The 14,137-nt window shown below is 58.4% G+C and carries 14 protein-coding genes; 7 read left to right on the top strand and 7 right to left on the bottom strand.

What is annotated here, in order from left to right; all coding sequences use genetic code 11:
- Positions 1-52 precede the first annotated feature (52 nt).
- Positions 53-652, top strand: a complete 600-nt coding sequence (locus L2D00_05935) for an NAD(P)H-dependent oxidoreductase (protein ID WBQ14221.1) — start codon at positions 53-55, stop codon at positions 650-652.
- Positions 653-658: 6 nt separating this feature from the next.
- Here L2D00_05935 and L2D00_05930 read toward each other — a convergent pair whose 3' ends face one another.
- Positions 659-1,081, bottom strand: a complete 423-nt coding sequence (locus tag L2D00_05930; GenBank protein ID WBQ14220.1) for an NUDIX hydrolase — start codon at positions 1,079-1,081, stop codon at positions 659-661.
- A gap of 42 nt (positions 1,082-1,123) precedes the next feature.
- Here L2D00_05930 and L2D00_05925 point away from each other — a divergent pair, with 42 nt between their 5' ends.
- Positions 1,124-1,810 (top strand): SOS response-associated peptidase, encoded by a 687-nt coding sequence (locus L2D00_05925; protein ID WBQ14219.1) that lies wholly within the window; start codon positions 1,124-1,126, stop codon positions 1,808-1,810.
- A gap of 344 nt (positions 1,811-2,154) precedes the next feature.
- On the opposite strand, the gene L2D00_05920 is transcribed toward L2D00_05925, so the two are convergent.
- Positions 2,155-2,739: a hypothetical protein gene (locus tag L2D00_05920; protein WBQ14218.1), complete on the bottom strand. Its 585-nt coding sequence runs from the start codon at positions 2,737-2,739 to the stop codon at positions 2,155-2,157.
- 266 nt (positions 2,740-3,005) lie between these two features.
- Positions 3,006-4,097, bottom strand: coding sequence for a CRISPR-associated endonuclease Cas1 (gene cas1, locus L2D00_05915; protein WBQ14217.1), 1,092 nt, complete (start codon positions 4,095-4,097; stop codon positions 3,006-3,008).
- A 22-nt stretch (positions 4,098-4,119) separates the two neighbouring features.
- Between cas1 and L2D00_05910 the strand changes: the two genes are divergently transcribed.
- The 5 genes from L2D00_05910 (at position 4,120) to L2D00_05890 (ending at position 9,455) form a co-directional block, all read left to right on the top strand.
- The gene (locus L2D00_05910) at positions 4,120-4,800 is read left to right on the top strand and encodes a hypothetical protein (GenBank protein ID WBQ14216.1); all 681 of its coding nucleotides are present in this window, start codon (positions 4,120-4,122) and stop codon (positions 4,798-4,800) included.
- Positions 4,801-4,912: 112 nt separating this feature from the next.
- Positions 4,913-5,488 carry a hypothetical protein gene (locus tag L2D00_05905; GenBank protein WBQ14215.1) on the top strand — a complete coding sequence of 192 codons (576 nt, stop codon included), beginning with the start codon at positions 4,913-4,915 and terminating at the stop codon, positions 5,486-5,488.
- Between the two features lie 13 nt (positions 5,489-5,501).
- Complete coding sequence (locus tag L2D00_05900) at positions 5,502-5,876, top strand: hypothetical protein (protein WBQ14214.1); 375 nt, start codon at positions 5,502-5,504, stop codon at positions 5,874-5,876.
- Positions 5,873-8,605, top strand: coding sequence for a hypothetical protein (locus L2D00_05895; protein ID WBQ14213.1), 2,733 nt, complete (start codon positions 5,873-5,875; stop codon positions 8,603-8,605). Before L2D00_05900 ends, L2D00_05895 begins: the two co-directional genes overlap by 4 nt.
- 160 nt (positions 8,606-8,765) lie before the next feature.
- Positions 8,766-9,455, top strand: a complete 690-nt coding sequence (locus L2D00_05890) for a DUF5677 domain-containing protein (GenBank protein ID WBQ14212.1) — start codon at positions 8,766-8,768, stop codon at positions 9,453-9,455.
- Positions 9,456-9,538: 83 nt separating this feature from the next.
- Here the strand turns inward: L2D00_05890 and L2D00_05885 are convergent, their stop codons facing one another.
- From L2D00_05885 to L2D00_05870, 4 genes are all read right to left on the bottom strand, one after another.
- Positions 9,539-10,471: a hypothetical protein gene (locus L2D00_05885; GenBank protein WBQ14211.1), complete on the bottom strand. Its 933-nt coding sequence runs from the start codon at positions 10,469-10,471 to the stop codon at positions 9,539-9,541.
- A 232-nt stretch (positions 10,472-10,703) separates the two neighbouring features.
- Positions 10,704-11,081 carry a DUF559 domain-containing protein gene (locus tag L2D00_05880; GenBank protein ID WBQ14210.1) on the bottom strand — a complete coding sequence of 126 codons (378 nt, stop codon included), beginning with the start codon at positions 11,079-11,081 and terminating at the stop codon, positions 10,704-10,706.
- A 487-nt stretch (positions 11,082-11,568) separates the two neighbouring features.
- The gene (locus tag L2D00_05875; GenBank protein WBQ14209.1) at positions 11,569-11,754 is read right to left on the bottom strand and encodes a hypothetical protein; all 186 of its coding nucleotides are present in this window, start codon (positions 11,752-11,754) and stop codon (positions 11,569-11,571) included.
- A gap of 324 nt (positions 11,755-12,078) precedes the next feature.
- On the bottom strand, positions 12,079-14,115 hold the full coding sequence (locus tag L2D00_05870; protein ID WBQ14208.1) for a M13 family metallopeptidase: 2,037 nt from the start codon (positions 14,113-14,115) through the stop codon (positions 12,079-12,081).
- Between the last annotated feature and the right edge of the window lie 22 nt (positions 14,116-14,137).

Raw genomic sequence — 14,137 nt, 5'->3', positions numbered from 1 at the left:
CGCCATGTCCCGTGTCTGGGCCTGACAAGGCTGGACAAGGGAGAAAACAGAGATGGTCAAGGTACTTCATGTGGCGTCGAGCGCCCTCACCGAGGCGTCGGTCAGCCGGGAACTGGGTGCCAACCTCGCGAGGCGGCTCGCGGGTCCGGACGGTGTGATCGTTGAGCGCGATCTGGCGCGCGATCCGGCCGGTGTCGTGGATGCGCCCTGGGTTGCGGCCAATTTCACTGCGCCGGAAGCCCGCACGGATGAGCACAGGTCTGTGCTGGCCCGATCGGATGCGCTGGTGGCGGAGCTCAAAGCTGCCGATCAGATCGTCATCGGCGCGCCGATGTATAATTTCGCCATTCCTGCCCCGCTGAAAGCCTGGATCGACCAGGTGGCGCGCGCGCGGGAAACCTTCCGCTATAGCGAAGCGGGACCCGAGGGATTGCTGACGGGCAAGACCGCGTGGCTGGTGGTGGCCACGGCCGGCGTGCCGCTCGGGAGCGACAGTGATTTCGTCACGCCCTATCTGCGCCACGTGCTCGGCTTTCTGGGGATCGGTGATGTGCGCGTCGTCGACGCGTCGCGCTGGATGTTCCGCACGCCGGCGGATCGCGAAGCCGTGGCGCAGCAAGTGGACAGTGCGCCTGATCAGGCTGCGGCCTGAAGGTGATCAGGCGGGGCCGGCCGCCCGGCCCCGCAGCCTTGCCGCATCGTGCAGCGCGGTGCGGGTCGTGTCCCAGGCGATGCGCTCCAGCGCCGCGTCAAACGGGACGAAGCAGGCCTCCAGCGCGTCGTCATCGGCGCAGGGCTCGCCGCTGATCCAGTCGGCGCACCAGTCGATCATGACGAAATGCGTCTCCGGCTCGATGGACTGGTAGACGCCGATGAGGCCGGTCAGGGTGATCTCCACCCCGGTCTCCTCGCGCACTTCGCGCAGGAGTGCGTCTTCGAGGGTTTCGCCATACTCCACCTTGCCGCCGGGGATGGACCACTGGCCCTGGAACGGTGCCCGCGCACGCCGGATCAGCAGCACGTCATCGCCGCGCCACACCACGGCACCGACGCTGACCACAGGGCGCGCCTTGACGCTCATGGTCGGGCCTCCTTGAGTGGGCGGGAAAAGGACGAACCGGTCATGTGTGGACGATATGTGATAAGTCTGACCCTCGACCAGATGGGTGCGCTGTTCGAAACAGAAGACCGGCCCAATCTGGCGCCCAACTGGAACGCCGCACCGACACAGGCGCTCCCCGTCGTGCGCCGGGGCGCAGACGGGGCGGCGCGCCTGTCGGCGATCCGCTGGGGGCTGGTGCCGCACTGGTCAAAGACCGGGCCGGCGGGCACCAAGCCGCTGATCAATGCCCGCAGTGAAACCGCGGCCGAAAAGCCCACCTTCCGCACCGCCCTGAAGCGCCGCCGGGCGCTGGTGCCGGCCGACGGGTTTTTTGAATGGCAGGCCGGGCCCGACGGCAAGCAGCCCTGGTACATCACCCGCACAAGCGGCGCGCCGATGGTGTTCGCCGGGCTTTGGGAGCGCTGGGGCGAGGGGGCCGACCGCATCGACAGCTTTGCGATCCTGACGCGCGCGGCGGGGCCGGACACCGCCTGGCTGCATGACCGCGTGCCGGTGATTCTGGAGCGCAGCGCGTTCAGCGCCTGGCTGGACCCGGACACGGCCCCGCAACCCTTTTTCGAGCCCCTGGCCGACGCATCCCTGCACGCCCGCCCGGTCAGCCGACGGGTCAATGCGGTGCGGGAGAACGCGCCGGACCTGTTGGACCCTGTGGAGCTTGAAGACGGGGGCGGGGGTGAGAGTGAGTGAGAGTTTGGTGAGAGTCGGGGGCGGGCGCGGTTCTTATTACTGTTATCACCACCCTCCCGCTGGTGCGCCAGGCCTTGCAGAGGCCGTGTTGCGCCCGGCGCCAACGGGGTGGGAGCTCCATGAGTCATGACGCGCAGCCTATACCTGCGCGGGGCGGGGGCGGATAAGGGGGGCTCTCCGCTACATCTGGCGCAGCCGCGTCTGGCTGGGCCGCCGCACACCCCTCACCTTACCTCTCCCCTCGGGGAGGGGAGGGGGTATAGATAAATCCGGAAATAATTTTGGGCGCTTAAAATAAATCGCAATCTAATTGGAAAATCGTTAGCGCGCACAACAAAAAGGCTCTATATCGCCACAGATCGCCTACAGTAGTCATATATAAACCCTGTATATTGATGCATAATTGTTGCAGATTCATCAATTTCATCATCATATGAACCCACACCCAAAAGATCAGATGTGGCCACTGTCGATCTTATACCCATCGCCTCCACTTGAATAATAAATATTCCATTAATTCTCTGTAAATTATAAAAACTCTCTCTGTATGAATTCCACCATTGACCCAATTCGGCGCGATCAGAGTCTTTTGAAAATATAACTAATTGACTATATGTTGGGTGCGCCACCTCATTAAATATTTGAAAAAGCTGCTCTCCGTCTCTGGCGCTCAATTCTAGAGCAACTTGTAAATTTTCTGAAGCGCGCGCTGAATGAAACCTGGAAGCTGCGCTTGTTAAGCGACGGTTTATGCGCGAAGTTATTGCGATATGCTCTGAACACGAGGCCGCAATTGAGGCAATAACTTGACCTTCGCGCAAAACACGGAAGGTCTGGCTCACTTGGAAGGCCGTCAAACCGACAGCAAATATTGCTACAAAAGTAGCTATCCAATGAAGAACCTCAATTCGACTTTCCTTATCTTTCATTTTAATAACCCAGATCAGGGGATCTGAAATTTAAACCAATATAACATACATTAAATTCACTACAGGATAGAGAAATTTTGCTCGCCCCAAGCTTAGCGGTGAGATGCTCGATATTCCAGGCAGCGATGCGAAGCGCTCCATCTTCACGTGCTGGCCACGCGCTTTCGGGTGCACCACCGCATGCGGACGCCAGCAACCCGGGGGCTATGAGAGATTGGCGGATCATGCAGGGGCTCCGTGATGAGCGTGAAATTCAGAACGGATCATTACCGCAGCACCTGTGCATCTAATCCTAGAAGCTGACACGCTTGCGGGTTGATCCTGCACGTCCCGTTCTCACTCACGCCAAAATCCTTGGTGCTGAATTCATGCTCGTTGAGTAAGGCCAGCACCCGCCGCTCAGCTTCCGGCCTGCCCGGCTCCATACGGTCGAACACGAATGTATCGCGATCTGCGCGCGTGTCACCATGAACAATCCCGATTGTGGGATCAAAGCCGTCTGCGATGATCGCGATGCGGGTGCGGATTTCGAGCATGCCATAGGCGTAATTCAGCATCGCGTTGACCGGATGCGTTGCCCGCCGGTTGCTGGGGACTTTTTTCGCCCGGAGCGATGAGCGTGATTGGTAGGTCATCCAATCTTGCGGGATCGCGTTCTGATCGCGTGCTTTCCAGCGGATCGGCGTTGTGCGCCATGTCCGGAAGTATGCCCGCGAGACTTTGCCCTCTAAGCCAAGCAATTCAGACACGGTTTGCGGCGGGCTGCGCTCAAGAATCGTCAGCGCTTCTTCTGCGCACGCCATGGCGCGCCCGCGAATGTCTGAGGCGGGAAAGCAGGTTTCGAGATTATCGAGCGTGCCTTTGATTTTCTGCGCGATCAGGTCCGCCCCGAATGCGGCGCGCGCCGCTTCAATCGAGCGTGTCTGTCTCTGCCATGCGATTTTTTCAGGATCGCTGGCGTAGCGCGGCTTGCCCATGATCGATTGAATGCGGCCATCCCATCTCAGACGAATGAGCGGGGTGTCTTGTGAGTCCAGCCAATCGAGCGCGTCGAGCGTGATTTCGCCATTACCATCGACAATGACAATGCGCGGCGGGATATCGAGGCCGCCTTTAAAGAAGCGGTGCTCGCGCTTGTCCTGGGGGAAGTGGGTGAGCCCGTCCTTGATCATGAGCGCGCCGCGATCAACACGGATCGATAACCCGTGGCCAGTCAGCATGAGCGGCGCGCTCTGGCGCTCGCGGCGCTTGCGGATCGAGATTGAGGCTTCGTGCGCGGCCTGCCAATACTGGCAGCGTTCGGCCCATAGCTCCGCATCCGCGTCAGACTCAGCTAACGTGCGTGTCTGGATATTCATCTAGCCCCCGGAACATTGCCGCGTGAACGAGATTCTAAAACCAAAAGACCTTTGGGAGCGAGGAGTTTCGTTACAAAACGCGTGGGAAACTCTCGCTCTGGCCGAGGAAGTCGCAGAACGCGCCACCTTGGATGCCTGGAAACCCGAGATTGCTGGTAAGGGGCCCAAGTCATTCTTGGACGGCCTTAGCGCCATAGCCAACGGAGCACTTGAGGTGCAACGTAATCTAAACCTCAGAAAAGAGCTACGTAACCGATTTGAAGAACGAATTCTCGACGAACTCTTCAACGAGGAGCTTTACGGGTACGGCTACCCTGTAACGCCATCGCCCGCTCGAATGCCGAGGCGAATTGACCCAGCATTCTGGGAGAATCCGGTCGTCGAATGGCATGAAGGTAAGGCGAGGCTCGACAACATCGCCTTCAACCGAATTCGCATCGTCAATCCCGAGCGCTACCCGCAATTTGATTTATCGCCAAAACGGCCAGGTCCGATTTCTCATGCAGAAACGATAAACTGGGCCATCGCCCTTCATACTGAATCTGAGCCCGACTTTTGGCAAAAGTCCGATCACATCCGAATTCAGCGAATGCGCAAATCGATAAACGTCGAATTTGGGATCGATACAAATTCCGTTCGAGGTTTTGGCGATAAAACATTTCAGAAATATCTTTTGGAATTCAAAAAGGTTCATTCGAAATAGCTGCTATTCTAATTATAGAATAATAGATTCAAGGGCTTATTGACCTTTCAGTGTGGCAACCCGACCCTCTTAGCACACCCGCGACAATCGCCGGTGATCTTGAGAGTGTTCCATGCCCCGCGTTCGTGACTATGCAGCCGAGTACCGCCGCCGCGTTGAGCGGGGCCTAGCCCGTGGGCTGACACCCTCACAGGCGCGCGGCCATCCGCGCAAAGGCGAGCCGCTGGCGTCGAATGCCGGACGCCTGCCCCAGTCCAGCCGTGAGATCGAAGCCGCCATCCGCTTCATGCGCGATGGAGCAAGCCTCCGCGGTGCGGCCAGAGACGCTGGCACGTCAGAGCGCGCGCTGCGGCGCTTTCTCAAACTTCACAACATGGTCAGCCGCAAAGGCCGGGTGTGGCGCATTTACGATCCGCGCGAGCGGCGTATCGGCGTCCAGTCCGAGGGCCAGGTCCACAAGATTTTCGTTCGCGGCTTCGATCCGGCTTCGAAAGCTGGGCGCGCCTGGGATCGCCAGGGCCGGTTCACCCGCACGAACGACATAGACCTCATCGCCGACCTTCGCGGCGAGGGCGTCACCGATATTCACGGCCGCTTCTATCCCTTCGAAACAGACCCGAACGCACTTCACCGCATCGCGGCCGTGAACGAAGTGCCGTTCCACGAAATCTATCAAATCGTCAGCTAAAGGAACTTGACCCATGACGACACCGACCTCTGAAGAAGAACGCCGCGAAAAGGATTTTCGCCGCCTGAGAACCCGAAACCCCATCTGCCTGGCATGCGGGTATGCAGATCATCCGGCGGCCATGGAATTTGCGCACATCGCTCCGCGCAAGTTTCACGATGACGGCGGTGTGCTTTGCTCCAATTGCCATCGCGAACAAAGCGACACCGAAAAGGATTTTTCCTACGCACCGGTCACGAAGAACCCGCCGATGGAAATCATCGGGCGTTACCTTTTGGCTCTGTCCGAATGGCTCACCCGAATTGGTGGAACTCTGGCCGAATTTGGCCGATGGCTTCTTGAGCAAGCCGAACACGTCCTGCCTTACTATCCGGAGGGCGCACAATGACTAGCGGCCCCGATACCATTGGGCTGCGCGCTTACACCCGAAAGCCCGGCTCGCAGCCCCTCGCAAAGCGAAAGCGAGGGGCGGCCCTGGATGAGCCTTCGCCTTATGTCCTGGTATTCGACACCGAGACGAACATCGATCCATCCCAGGCGCTTCGCGTTGGCTTCTATCAAGTCCGCAAATCCGGCGTGCTGATCGAAGAAGGGGCGTTCTACCCGCCCTACTTGCCCGATGACGAGCTGACAGACCTTCGCACGTATTGTGAGCCGCGCGGTTTCCGGGTGCGCACCCTGGCCGACTTCAGCGAGCATGTGCTTTTGAAATATGGGTATGACCTCGGCGGGGTCATTGCCGGCTTCAATTTGCCGTTCGATATCTCGCGCGTGGCCATTCACCATGGACCGGCACGCGGCAGCATGCGAGGCGGGTTCTCGTTCCAGCTTGTCGCCAGCCGTAACCGTCCGCGCGTCCAGGTGAAGCACCTGTCCCGGCGGGCAAGCCTTATCCAGTTTTCATCCTTTTGGGATCAGCCGACCCCGCGTGGCATGCGCAAGCGCGGCTTGAAGGTCGATCACCACAAAGGATGCTTTGTGGACGTGAAAACGCTTAGCGCGGCGCTCACTTCGCGCAGCCACTCACTTGAGAGCCTGTGCGCGGCCTTGGACGTGCCTACGCGCAAGATAGCCAGTGAGGCCCATGGCGGGCCGCTCACGCCTGATTATCTCGATTATGCCCGCGATGACGTCCAGGCCACTTGGGAGTGCTACGCGGCCCTCACGGCCCTGTACGAAAAGCACGCCCTGGCCGTTCCGGCTCACAAGATCATCAGTGAGGCGAGTATCGGAAAGGCCTATCTTGATGAAATGAGCATTGCCCCGCTCCAGGCCTGCCAGGACGTGCCCGGCGACATGTTCGGGCTGATCATGAGCACCTTTTATGGTGGGCGCGCCGAAGTGCGCATCCGGCGCGTGCCGGTCGAAGTGCGGTATACCGACTTCAAATCCATGTATCCGACCGTCAACGCGCTCATGGGGCTTTGGCCGTTCGTGATAGCTGAGGGCTTCACGTCCGCTGACACCACACAGGAAACGCGAGCCTTTCTGGAAAGCGTCACGCGAGAGGATTTTCAGGCCCGCGAGACATGGCAGGCGCTCACCACGCTGGTGCAAATCCAGCCCGATGGCGGCCTCGTACCGGTCCGCGCGAAATACGACGCCAGCCCGCATGCAAATTACACCATTGGGCTCAATTACCTCAGCTATCGCGGGGCGATTTGGTACACGCTGGCCGATGTAATCGCGGCAAAGGTTTTGACGGGTAAAACGCCGCGCATTGTCGAGGCCATCAGCTTTTACCCCGGAAAGCCGCAAAGCGAATTGAAGGCAATTCGGCTTTTTGGAAATCCCGAATACGCAATTGATCCGCTGGAAAGCGACGCCTTTACCCGCCTGATAGACCTGCGCGATGAGGCCAAGGCGGCAAAAGACCCCAATGAATTGGCGATCAAGATACTCGCTAATTCGACCTCTTATGGCATTTATATCGAGGTTCAGCGCGACAATGCGCCAAAGCCGGAACCTTTGGAGATTTACGGCCCCAATGGCTTTGAAGGCCTATTGCAAAGCACCGCATTAGAAGACCCTGGCCGGTTTTTTCACCCGCTATTGGGCACGCTCATTACCGGAGCCGCTCGCTTGATGCTGGCCCTGGCCGAACGTGAAACCCTTGCCCAAGGGCTGCAATGGGCATTCTGCGATACCGATAGCCTGGCCATCGCCCGGCCTGAAGGCATGGGCCGCGATGAATTCGAAACCCGTGTAAAGCGCGTTGTGGCCTGGTTTGAGCCTTTGAACCCGTACCGCAAGCCGGGCTCGATCCTGCAAATGGAGGACGTGAACTACGCTGCGAACGGTAATGGCGAATTTCAGCCGCTATATGCCTTCGCGATTTCCGCAAAGCGCTATGCTCTTTTCAATATCGATAGTGAGGGCCGCCCGGTCATCCGCAAAGCGTCGGCTCATGGGCTGGGGCATTTGAGAGCGCCGTACGGAGAGGCCGACCCCGCCCCTGGCGTGCCCGATCCGGTCGCGTCCTGGTCAAAACTCGGCGTCACTCGCTGGCAGTATGATCACTGGTACTTCATCCTCTCAGCGGCCCTGGGAGGTCGTCCAGAGCGGGTGCGCCTGGACTACCACCCCGCCCTCACGAAACCCGCCGCGCAGCGCTATGGCGCAACCAGTCCGCATCTCCTGAAGTGGATGGACCCGCACAACGCGCACAAGAGCTACCCCGATCAGATCAAGCCTTTCGGGTTCCTGGTGAGCTTCACCGCCCTTGCGGCCACCCAGCGGCCCATGCCCGATGATACGAATGCCGACCCGAACAAGCGTGGCAGACCCCGAAAGGAAGCGGCACCGAAACCGGTTGCCCCATTCGAGAGCGATCCTGGGCTAGCTGCGCGGCAGGCTTTTGACCGGGAGACGGGTGAGCCGGTGTCCGTGGAAGCGCTCAAGACCTATGCAGACGCCCTAGCGACCTATCACCTGAGCCCTGAGAGCAAGTTTGAAAACGGGGATCGCTGGGATGCTGGTGAGACGGTGAGGCGGCATGTCCAGGCCGACCACGTCATCCTGATCGGTAAGGAGGCGAACGGGGTTGGGGAGTTTGGGGAGCGGCTTGATCCGACGGCCACTGTACAAATTCAGCTGGAAAGCGGAGAAGCAGCATGACCAAACTCATACTGTTAGGAAGCGGTCCGGAGCACGATGTAATCCGCGCAGAGATACGGCGGCGCACTAGGGATTATATCGAGCACTTCAGATTCCGCATTCAAAAAATCTAATATGAAATAAAAATGGCTCCCGCGCCCAAAGAAACGGATAGCAGAATATGGAAAGAGAAATTGATTTGATTAAAAAAATTGTGGCTGATTCTTCATATTTTCAGCCTCAGCATATAAGGCATGAAAAAGATCGTGCCGCCGCCGGACTATCAATCATCTTTTTTGAATTGCTGAAATCAATGATCGCCGCTTTTGACGCAAAATCAAGGTGGGGCGTTGAAATTATATCTCGTTCGTGTTTTGAATATTATGTAAAAATAATAAATATTGTTATTAAAGATAATTATTGGTCAATTCAGCGTTATGATGCGGAACATGATATAAAACATCTTAATAAAATAGGTGATAAAAATTCGATTTTAACTATACATGCCGAAAATGAGACGATTGAGAATTTCAGGAATGATCGGAAATCTATTATATACAGAGCAGAAATGGAAGGCGCGATTAAAGACTTTAACATTTACAAGCAGTTTTGCTCAATCGATGCCGAGCATTTTTATCGTACTGTGTACTGGTACTTAAGTAATATTTCACACGGCAATTGCGGAGTGGTCCTTCAGGTTTGGCCAAAAGATGATGATTTATATGAGGATACAATCAAACCCAATATATTTCACGGCGCGCGCCTTGGCGCAGAACTGATTGTTAGGCTGCAGTCTCACTTCGGTGAAATTGGTATATGTATCGAGCCATATGAAGCATACTTGTTAGAGGTTGGTGAAAATCCGGGATAATAAATGGATTTTAGACAGAGTTCTGGCAATCAAAAGGTAGAGGTCAACGACAGACTCTCACAATAAACGAGAGGCCGAGGGTCTCAGGTCGCCCTTACGGAACTAAGGTTTTGCATCTTGTCTAAAATTACAAATATCATACTCGACCAGCACGCTCCCAAATCACTGGACCGCTCTAGAAGCCTGCGCAGGTTTGCCGCACTCACCGGGCCATGGGAAGGTATATTTAAATAGACCGCATTCATTGAATTTAATAATTTTAAGGTTGATTTTCGCCTCATGTAGTACATTGAAATAGCACCTGGCAACGATAATATTGAAATAAATAAATCCGCTAAAAAATAAATAATAGACAATCCAATAAATATTATTGGTATCCATTCACTTATTATCGTTCCAAAAAATATCGATACAGCCGAAACAATAAGAACAAATAGCAATGTGGCTGTCCTCCCAATAATGAAAATCAATGCGGGATGATTGGCTTTTAGCGCGCTCTCCCTAGAGCCATCAACAGAATACTTTTCAGGCTGAGCCATCTGCGCCGCAAATGCCGAAAGTTCCATGGCCACGAGAATATCAATCAGTAATAGTTCTAAATCTGGTATAATTATATCCTGAGACACATACAATTCTGCCGCATACTCAATATCTGTTTTGGAAAAATTCGGAGGTGCTGATTTCATAGAATCTAATAGTATATCTGGTCTGTGACGCCAGAAAATACCTGTTTTGTTCGGTTCATAGAATAGTGGATCAGTGCTGTTGCAAGAACCAGAAATAATATTGACAGCAAGCGCTAATTTTTCGACATCATTAATTAAATCATCGAGCTCTGGATTCGTTTTTAACGCATATTTTTTTGCAGCATTTTGCACGACGTCTAATAAGTGACCATGCTGACTAAATTCCGAGTCCTCGCTGTCATGGCGAAAGCGTTTGATGCATTGCCAGATTTGCGCTGCATACTCATCCTCTGATTGTTTTTTCGCCTCCAGAGCTTCTTTTTCATCCATCTGCACCCCCCTTAAACGGATCACGGAAGCAAAAGGCCGAATTGTTCCTCAAAACCACCGCGGACGCAATTATCGTAAGACTTATCTATACCCCCCCCTCGGGGAGGGGAGAGGGGTCTTTGACGCGTGAGCTTTAGCTGGACATGCAAGCGCCTGGCTTCAACGGATTGAACGAGGCGTGGGGCCTCCTCTCCCCCATTCATGGGGGAGAGGTAAGGTGAGGGGGCTCGGGTCAGTCCGGGCTCTGCCGCTCCCAGTGAAACGCCCGAATGCGCATCCGCGCCGTTTCAATGATGTGGTCGGCGGCCATGAGCGGGGCTTCGTCCAGCGCCAGATTCCAGAAGCGCATCACCTGCCAGCCAGCCGCCTCCAGGATGGCGGTGCGCCGGGCGTCGGCTTCGGCCTGATCGGCGTGCTGGCTGCCATCGAGCTCGATGATCAGGCGCGCCTCCACGCAGGCGAAATCAGCGATGAAGCCGCAGGCGGGATGCTGGCGGCGGAATTTCAGCCCCTCGGGCCGCTGGCGCAGGAGCGACCAGAGGCGCCGCTCGAAGCGGGTCTGATCGCGTCTTAGCCGGCGCGCATGGGCGATGGGCTTGGGCTGGGCCATGACGGCGAGTGTGCCAATCTCGCGTTTGAGGGGAAAGGGGTTTGTGGGTTTTGGGCTTGTCTGGCGCTCGCCGCGTCTGGCTGCACCGCCACCCCCTCACCTTTATCGTTCGTCCGGTCGTCTGGTCCCCCGGACCAGACTTGGCGGCCTCACCCCCCATTTCATGGGGGAGAGGGTAGGGTGAGGGCGGTTGATCATTTGAGCGCCACAGCTCTCTACCCGCGTTTCCCCGGCGAAAGCCGGGGCCCAGTTGTAACGGCGTATCTGGGTCCCGGCTTTCGCCGGGAAAACGCAAAGGGGGCGGCCGGCGAAGACAGTTTGGTTTGAATTAATTCCCTCCCTGTTTTCCCGGAATTTGCGTCAGCAAATATCCGGGACCCATCCCGATAAATCTCAACCGCCTCGGCGGTGGAGGGGACTGGTGGATGGGTCCCGGGCCTCCCCCGGATCAAGGCCGGGGCGCCCGGGAAAACAAGGTGTGTGGCGATTAAGGCGCCGCCTGAACCTCCGGCGCAGTGTCAATCACATCAGACGCATCGGTGGTGATGTCTTCCAGCGCTTCGCCGGTGCGCGTGACGTCGCGGCCGAGGCCCTGGATGGTGTTGCAGGCGGTGAGCGCCAGCGTGCTGGCGGCGACGAGGGCGGCGGTGGTGATGCGGGCGAGATGGGTCATGGGGGGCTCCTTGGGGTTGATGGGGACTATGGCAGAAACGGGCGCGGGCCGGTAACGATTTCATTTTGGCCTGTTCCACACCGCCTCCCTCTAACCCCACCCCCTGTTTTCCCGGAAGCCGCGCAGCTTCTATCCGGGAGCCATCCCGCTCCATCTGAGCCGCTCAAGCGCTGGACAGGATTGGTGGATGGGTCCCGGGCCTCCCCCGGATCAAGTCCGGGGTCGCCCGGGAAAACAAGGTGGGATGACCTGTCCCCCGCCCCCAAACGCAAAAAAGGCCCGGCGCGAGGGCCGGGCCTTTTCAGGTGAGGTCAGGCAAACTGCCTACCAGATGCGCACGCGCTGTTCGGGCGGCAGGTAGAGGGCGTGCTCTTCGGTGATGCCGAAGGCGTCGTACCAGGCGTCGAGATTGCGCACCACGCCGTTGACCCGGTACATGCCCGGCGAGTGGGGCCCGCGGGCGAGCTGGGCGCGCAGGGCGTCATCGCGGAACAGGGTGCGCCAGACCTGGGCCCAGGCCAGGAAGAAGCGCTGATCGCCGGTCATGCCGTTGATCACCGGCGCTTCGCCATCGGGGTAGGTGGCGGCGACGTAATTGCGGTAGGCCTCATAGGCCATCTGCATGCCGCCCAGATCGCCGATATTCTCGCCCAGCGACACCCGGCCGTTCACGCATTCGGCCTCGAACGGGCAGAACTGGTTGTACTGTTCCACCAGACGGTCGGACCGCTCGACGAAATTGGCGTTGGTTTCTTCGGTCCACCAGTCGCGGATGCGGCCTTCGGCGTCGAAGCGGCGGCCGTTATCGTCAAAGCCGTGGCCGATCTCGTGGCCGATCACCGCGCCGATGGCACCGTAATTCATGGCCGCATCGGCGTTCATGTCGAAGAAGGGCGCCTGCAGAATGCCCGCCGGGAAGGTGATCTGGTTCTGCAGCGGGCTATAGCTGGCGTTGACGATTTGCGGCGGCCATCCCCACAGGCGGCGGTCCACCGGATCGGGGAAGCGGCGCAGCTGCTCGGCCCAGGCAAAATCGCTCATGCGCATGCGGTTGCCGAAATAGTCGCCGGCGCTGAGCTCGAGGCCGTCGAACTCGTTCCAGACCTCAGGATAGCCGATGCGCGGCTCGAAGCCTTCCAGCTTGACCAGCGCCTCGGCGCGGGTCTCCTCGTCCATCCACTCCAGACGCTCCAGGCGGCCACGGAAACCGTCGATCAGATTGACGATCAGCTGGTCCATCTGGCGGCTGGCTTCGGGCGGATAGTGGCGCTCGATATAGACCTGGCCCACCAGGTGGCCGAGCGCGCCATTGACCAGCTGAACGCCGCGCAGCTCGCGGGTGCGCTGTTCCTGCGTGCCCGACAGGGTGCGCGAGAAGAAGTCGAAATTGGCTTCATCAAACGCCGCCGGCAGCCAGCTGGCGCGGCTCGACAGGAAGTGGAAGCCGAGCCAGGACTGGATCACGTCCACATCCGTATTGGCGAACACCTCGCCCGCGCCGGTGATGGCGCTGGGCTGGGAGACGATGATCTGCGCGTCTGCAGGCAGATCGCGTGCGGCCAGCGCCTGGTCGAGACGCAGCGAGGGGGCGAGCGCGGCAAACTCGGCCGTGGTCATGCGGTTATTGGTCTTGGTGACGTCGCGCGAATCCTCGCGGGTCCAGTGCACCTCGGCCAAAGCGGTTTCCAGCGCCAGGATCTGCTGCGCGCGCGCCTCGCCGCCGGGCAGGCCGGCCAGCTCGAAAATGCGGGCGATATAGGCCAGATACGCCTCGCGGTATTCGGGGAAGCGGCCGGTATCGAGCAGGTAGTAGTCGCGCGTGGGCAGGCCCAGGCCCGACTGGCCCGACCGCATGATATAGGCTTCAGGGTTTTCCGGGTCGGCGCTGATGCCCACCGAATAGGGTGCCGAGTAGGCACGCTGGGCCATCAGGGCGGCGGCGTCCTCATGACTGGCGATCGCGGCGATGGCCTCCAGATAGGGCATCGCCGGATCCAGGCCGGCGTCCTCGATGGCGTCAGCGTTCATCCAGCTGGCGAACAGGTCCGCGATCATCTGCTCGTTGGAGCCGGCCGGCCCGCCGCGCTCGGCGGCGTCCAGGATGATGGCGCGCACCTGCTGCTCCACCTCCAGCGACAGCAGATCGAACATGCCGTAGCGCGCGCGGTCGGACGGGATGTCCGTGGTGTCCGCCCAGACGCCATTGGCGTAGGCGAAGAAGTCATCGCCCGGGTGGACCGAGCGGTTCATGCCCGCCTCGTCAAACCCGTAATCACCGAAGCGCGGCGCGTCCTGAGCGAACGCGGCACTGCCCGCGCAGAGCGCCAGGCTGGCCGCACCGGCCATGAGCCATTTCATCATATCATATCTCCCGAAGGCTGTT

This window comes from Hyphomonadaceae bacterium BL14 (genome assembly GCA_027627705.1).
GTDB lineage: Bacteria > Pseudomonadota > Alphaproteobacteria > Caulobacterales > Maricaulaceae > Oceanicaulis.
Note: the sequence above shows the minus strand (reverse complement) of the source record. Positions and strands in the feature narration are given on the sequence as shown.

Bases quoted from the DNA above. Each gene is read 5' to 3' on its own strand.
- L2D00_05935 (WBQ14221.1), top strand. From the start codon at position 53: ATGGTCAAGGTACTTCATGTGGCGTCGAGCGCCCTCACCGAGGCGTCG.
- L2D00_05930 (WBQ14220.1), bottom strand. From the start codon at position 1,081: ATGAGCGTCAAGGCGCGCCCTGTGGTCAGCGTCGGTGCCGTGGTGTGG.
- L2D00_05925 (WBQ14219.1), top strand. From the start codon at position 1,124: ATGTGTGGACGATATGTGATAAGTCTGACCCTCGACCAGATGGGTGCG.
- L2D00_05920 (WBQ14218.1), bottom strand. From the start codon at position 2,739: ATGAAAGATAAGGAAAGTCGAATTGAGGTTCTTCATTGGATAGCTACT.
- cas1 (WBQ14217.1), bottom strand. From the start codon at position 4,097: ATGAATATCCAGACACGCACGTTAGCTGAGTCTGACGCGGATGCGGAG.
- L2D00_05905 (WBQ14215.1), top strand. From the start codon at position 4,913: ATGCCCCGCGTTCGTGACTATGCAGCCGAGTACCGCCGCCGCGTTGAG.
- L2D00_05900 (WBQ14214.1), top strand. From the start codon at position 5,502: ATGACGACACCGACCTCTGAAGAAGAACGCCGCGAAAAGGATTTTCGC.
- L2D00_05895 (WBQ14213.1), top strand. From the start codon at position 5,873: ATGACTAGCGGCCCCGATACCATTGGGCTGCGCGCTTACACCCGAAAG.
- L2D00_05890 (WBQ14212.1), top strand. From the start codon at position 8,766: ATGGAAAGAGAAATTGATTTGATTAAAAAAATTGTGGCTGATTCTTCA.
- L2D00_05885 (WBQ14211.1), bottom strand. From the start codon at position 10,471: ATGGATGAAAAAGAAGCTCTGGAGGCGAAAAAACAATCAGAGGATGAG.
- L2D00_05880 (WBQ14210.1), bottom strand. From the start codon at position 11,081: ATGGCCCAGCCCAAGCCCATCGCCCATGCGCGCCGGCTAAGACGCGAT.
- L2D00_05875 (WBQ14209.1), bottom strand. From the start codon at position 11,754: ATGACCCATCTCGCCCGCATCACCACCGCCGCCCTCGTCGCCGCCAGC.
- L2D00_05870 (WBQ14208.1), bottom strand. From the start codon at position 14,115: ATGATGAAATGGCTCATGGCCGGTGCGGCCAGCCTGGCGCTCTGCGCG.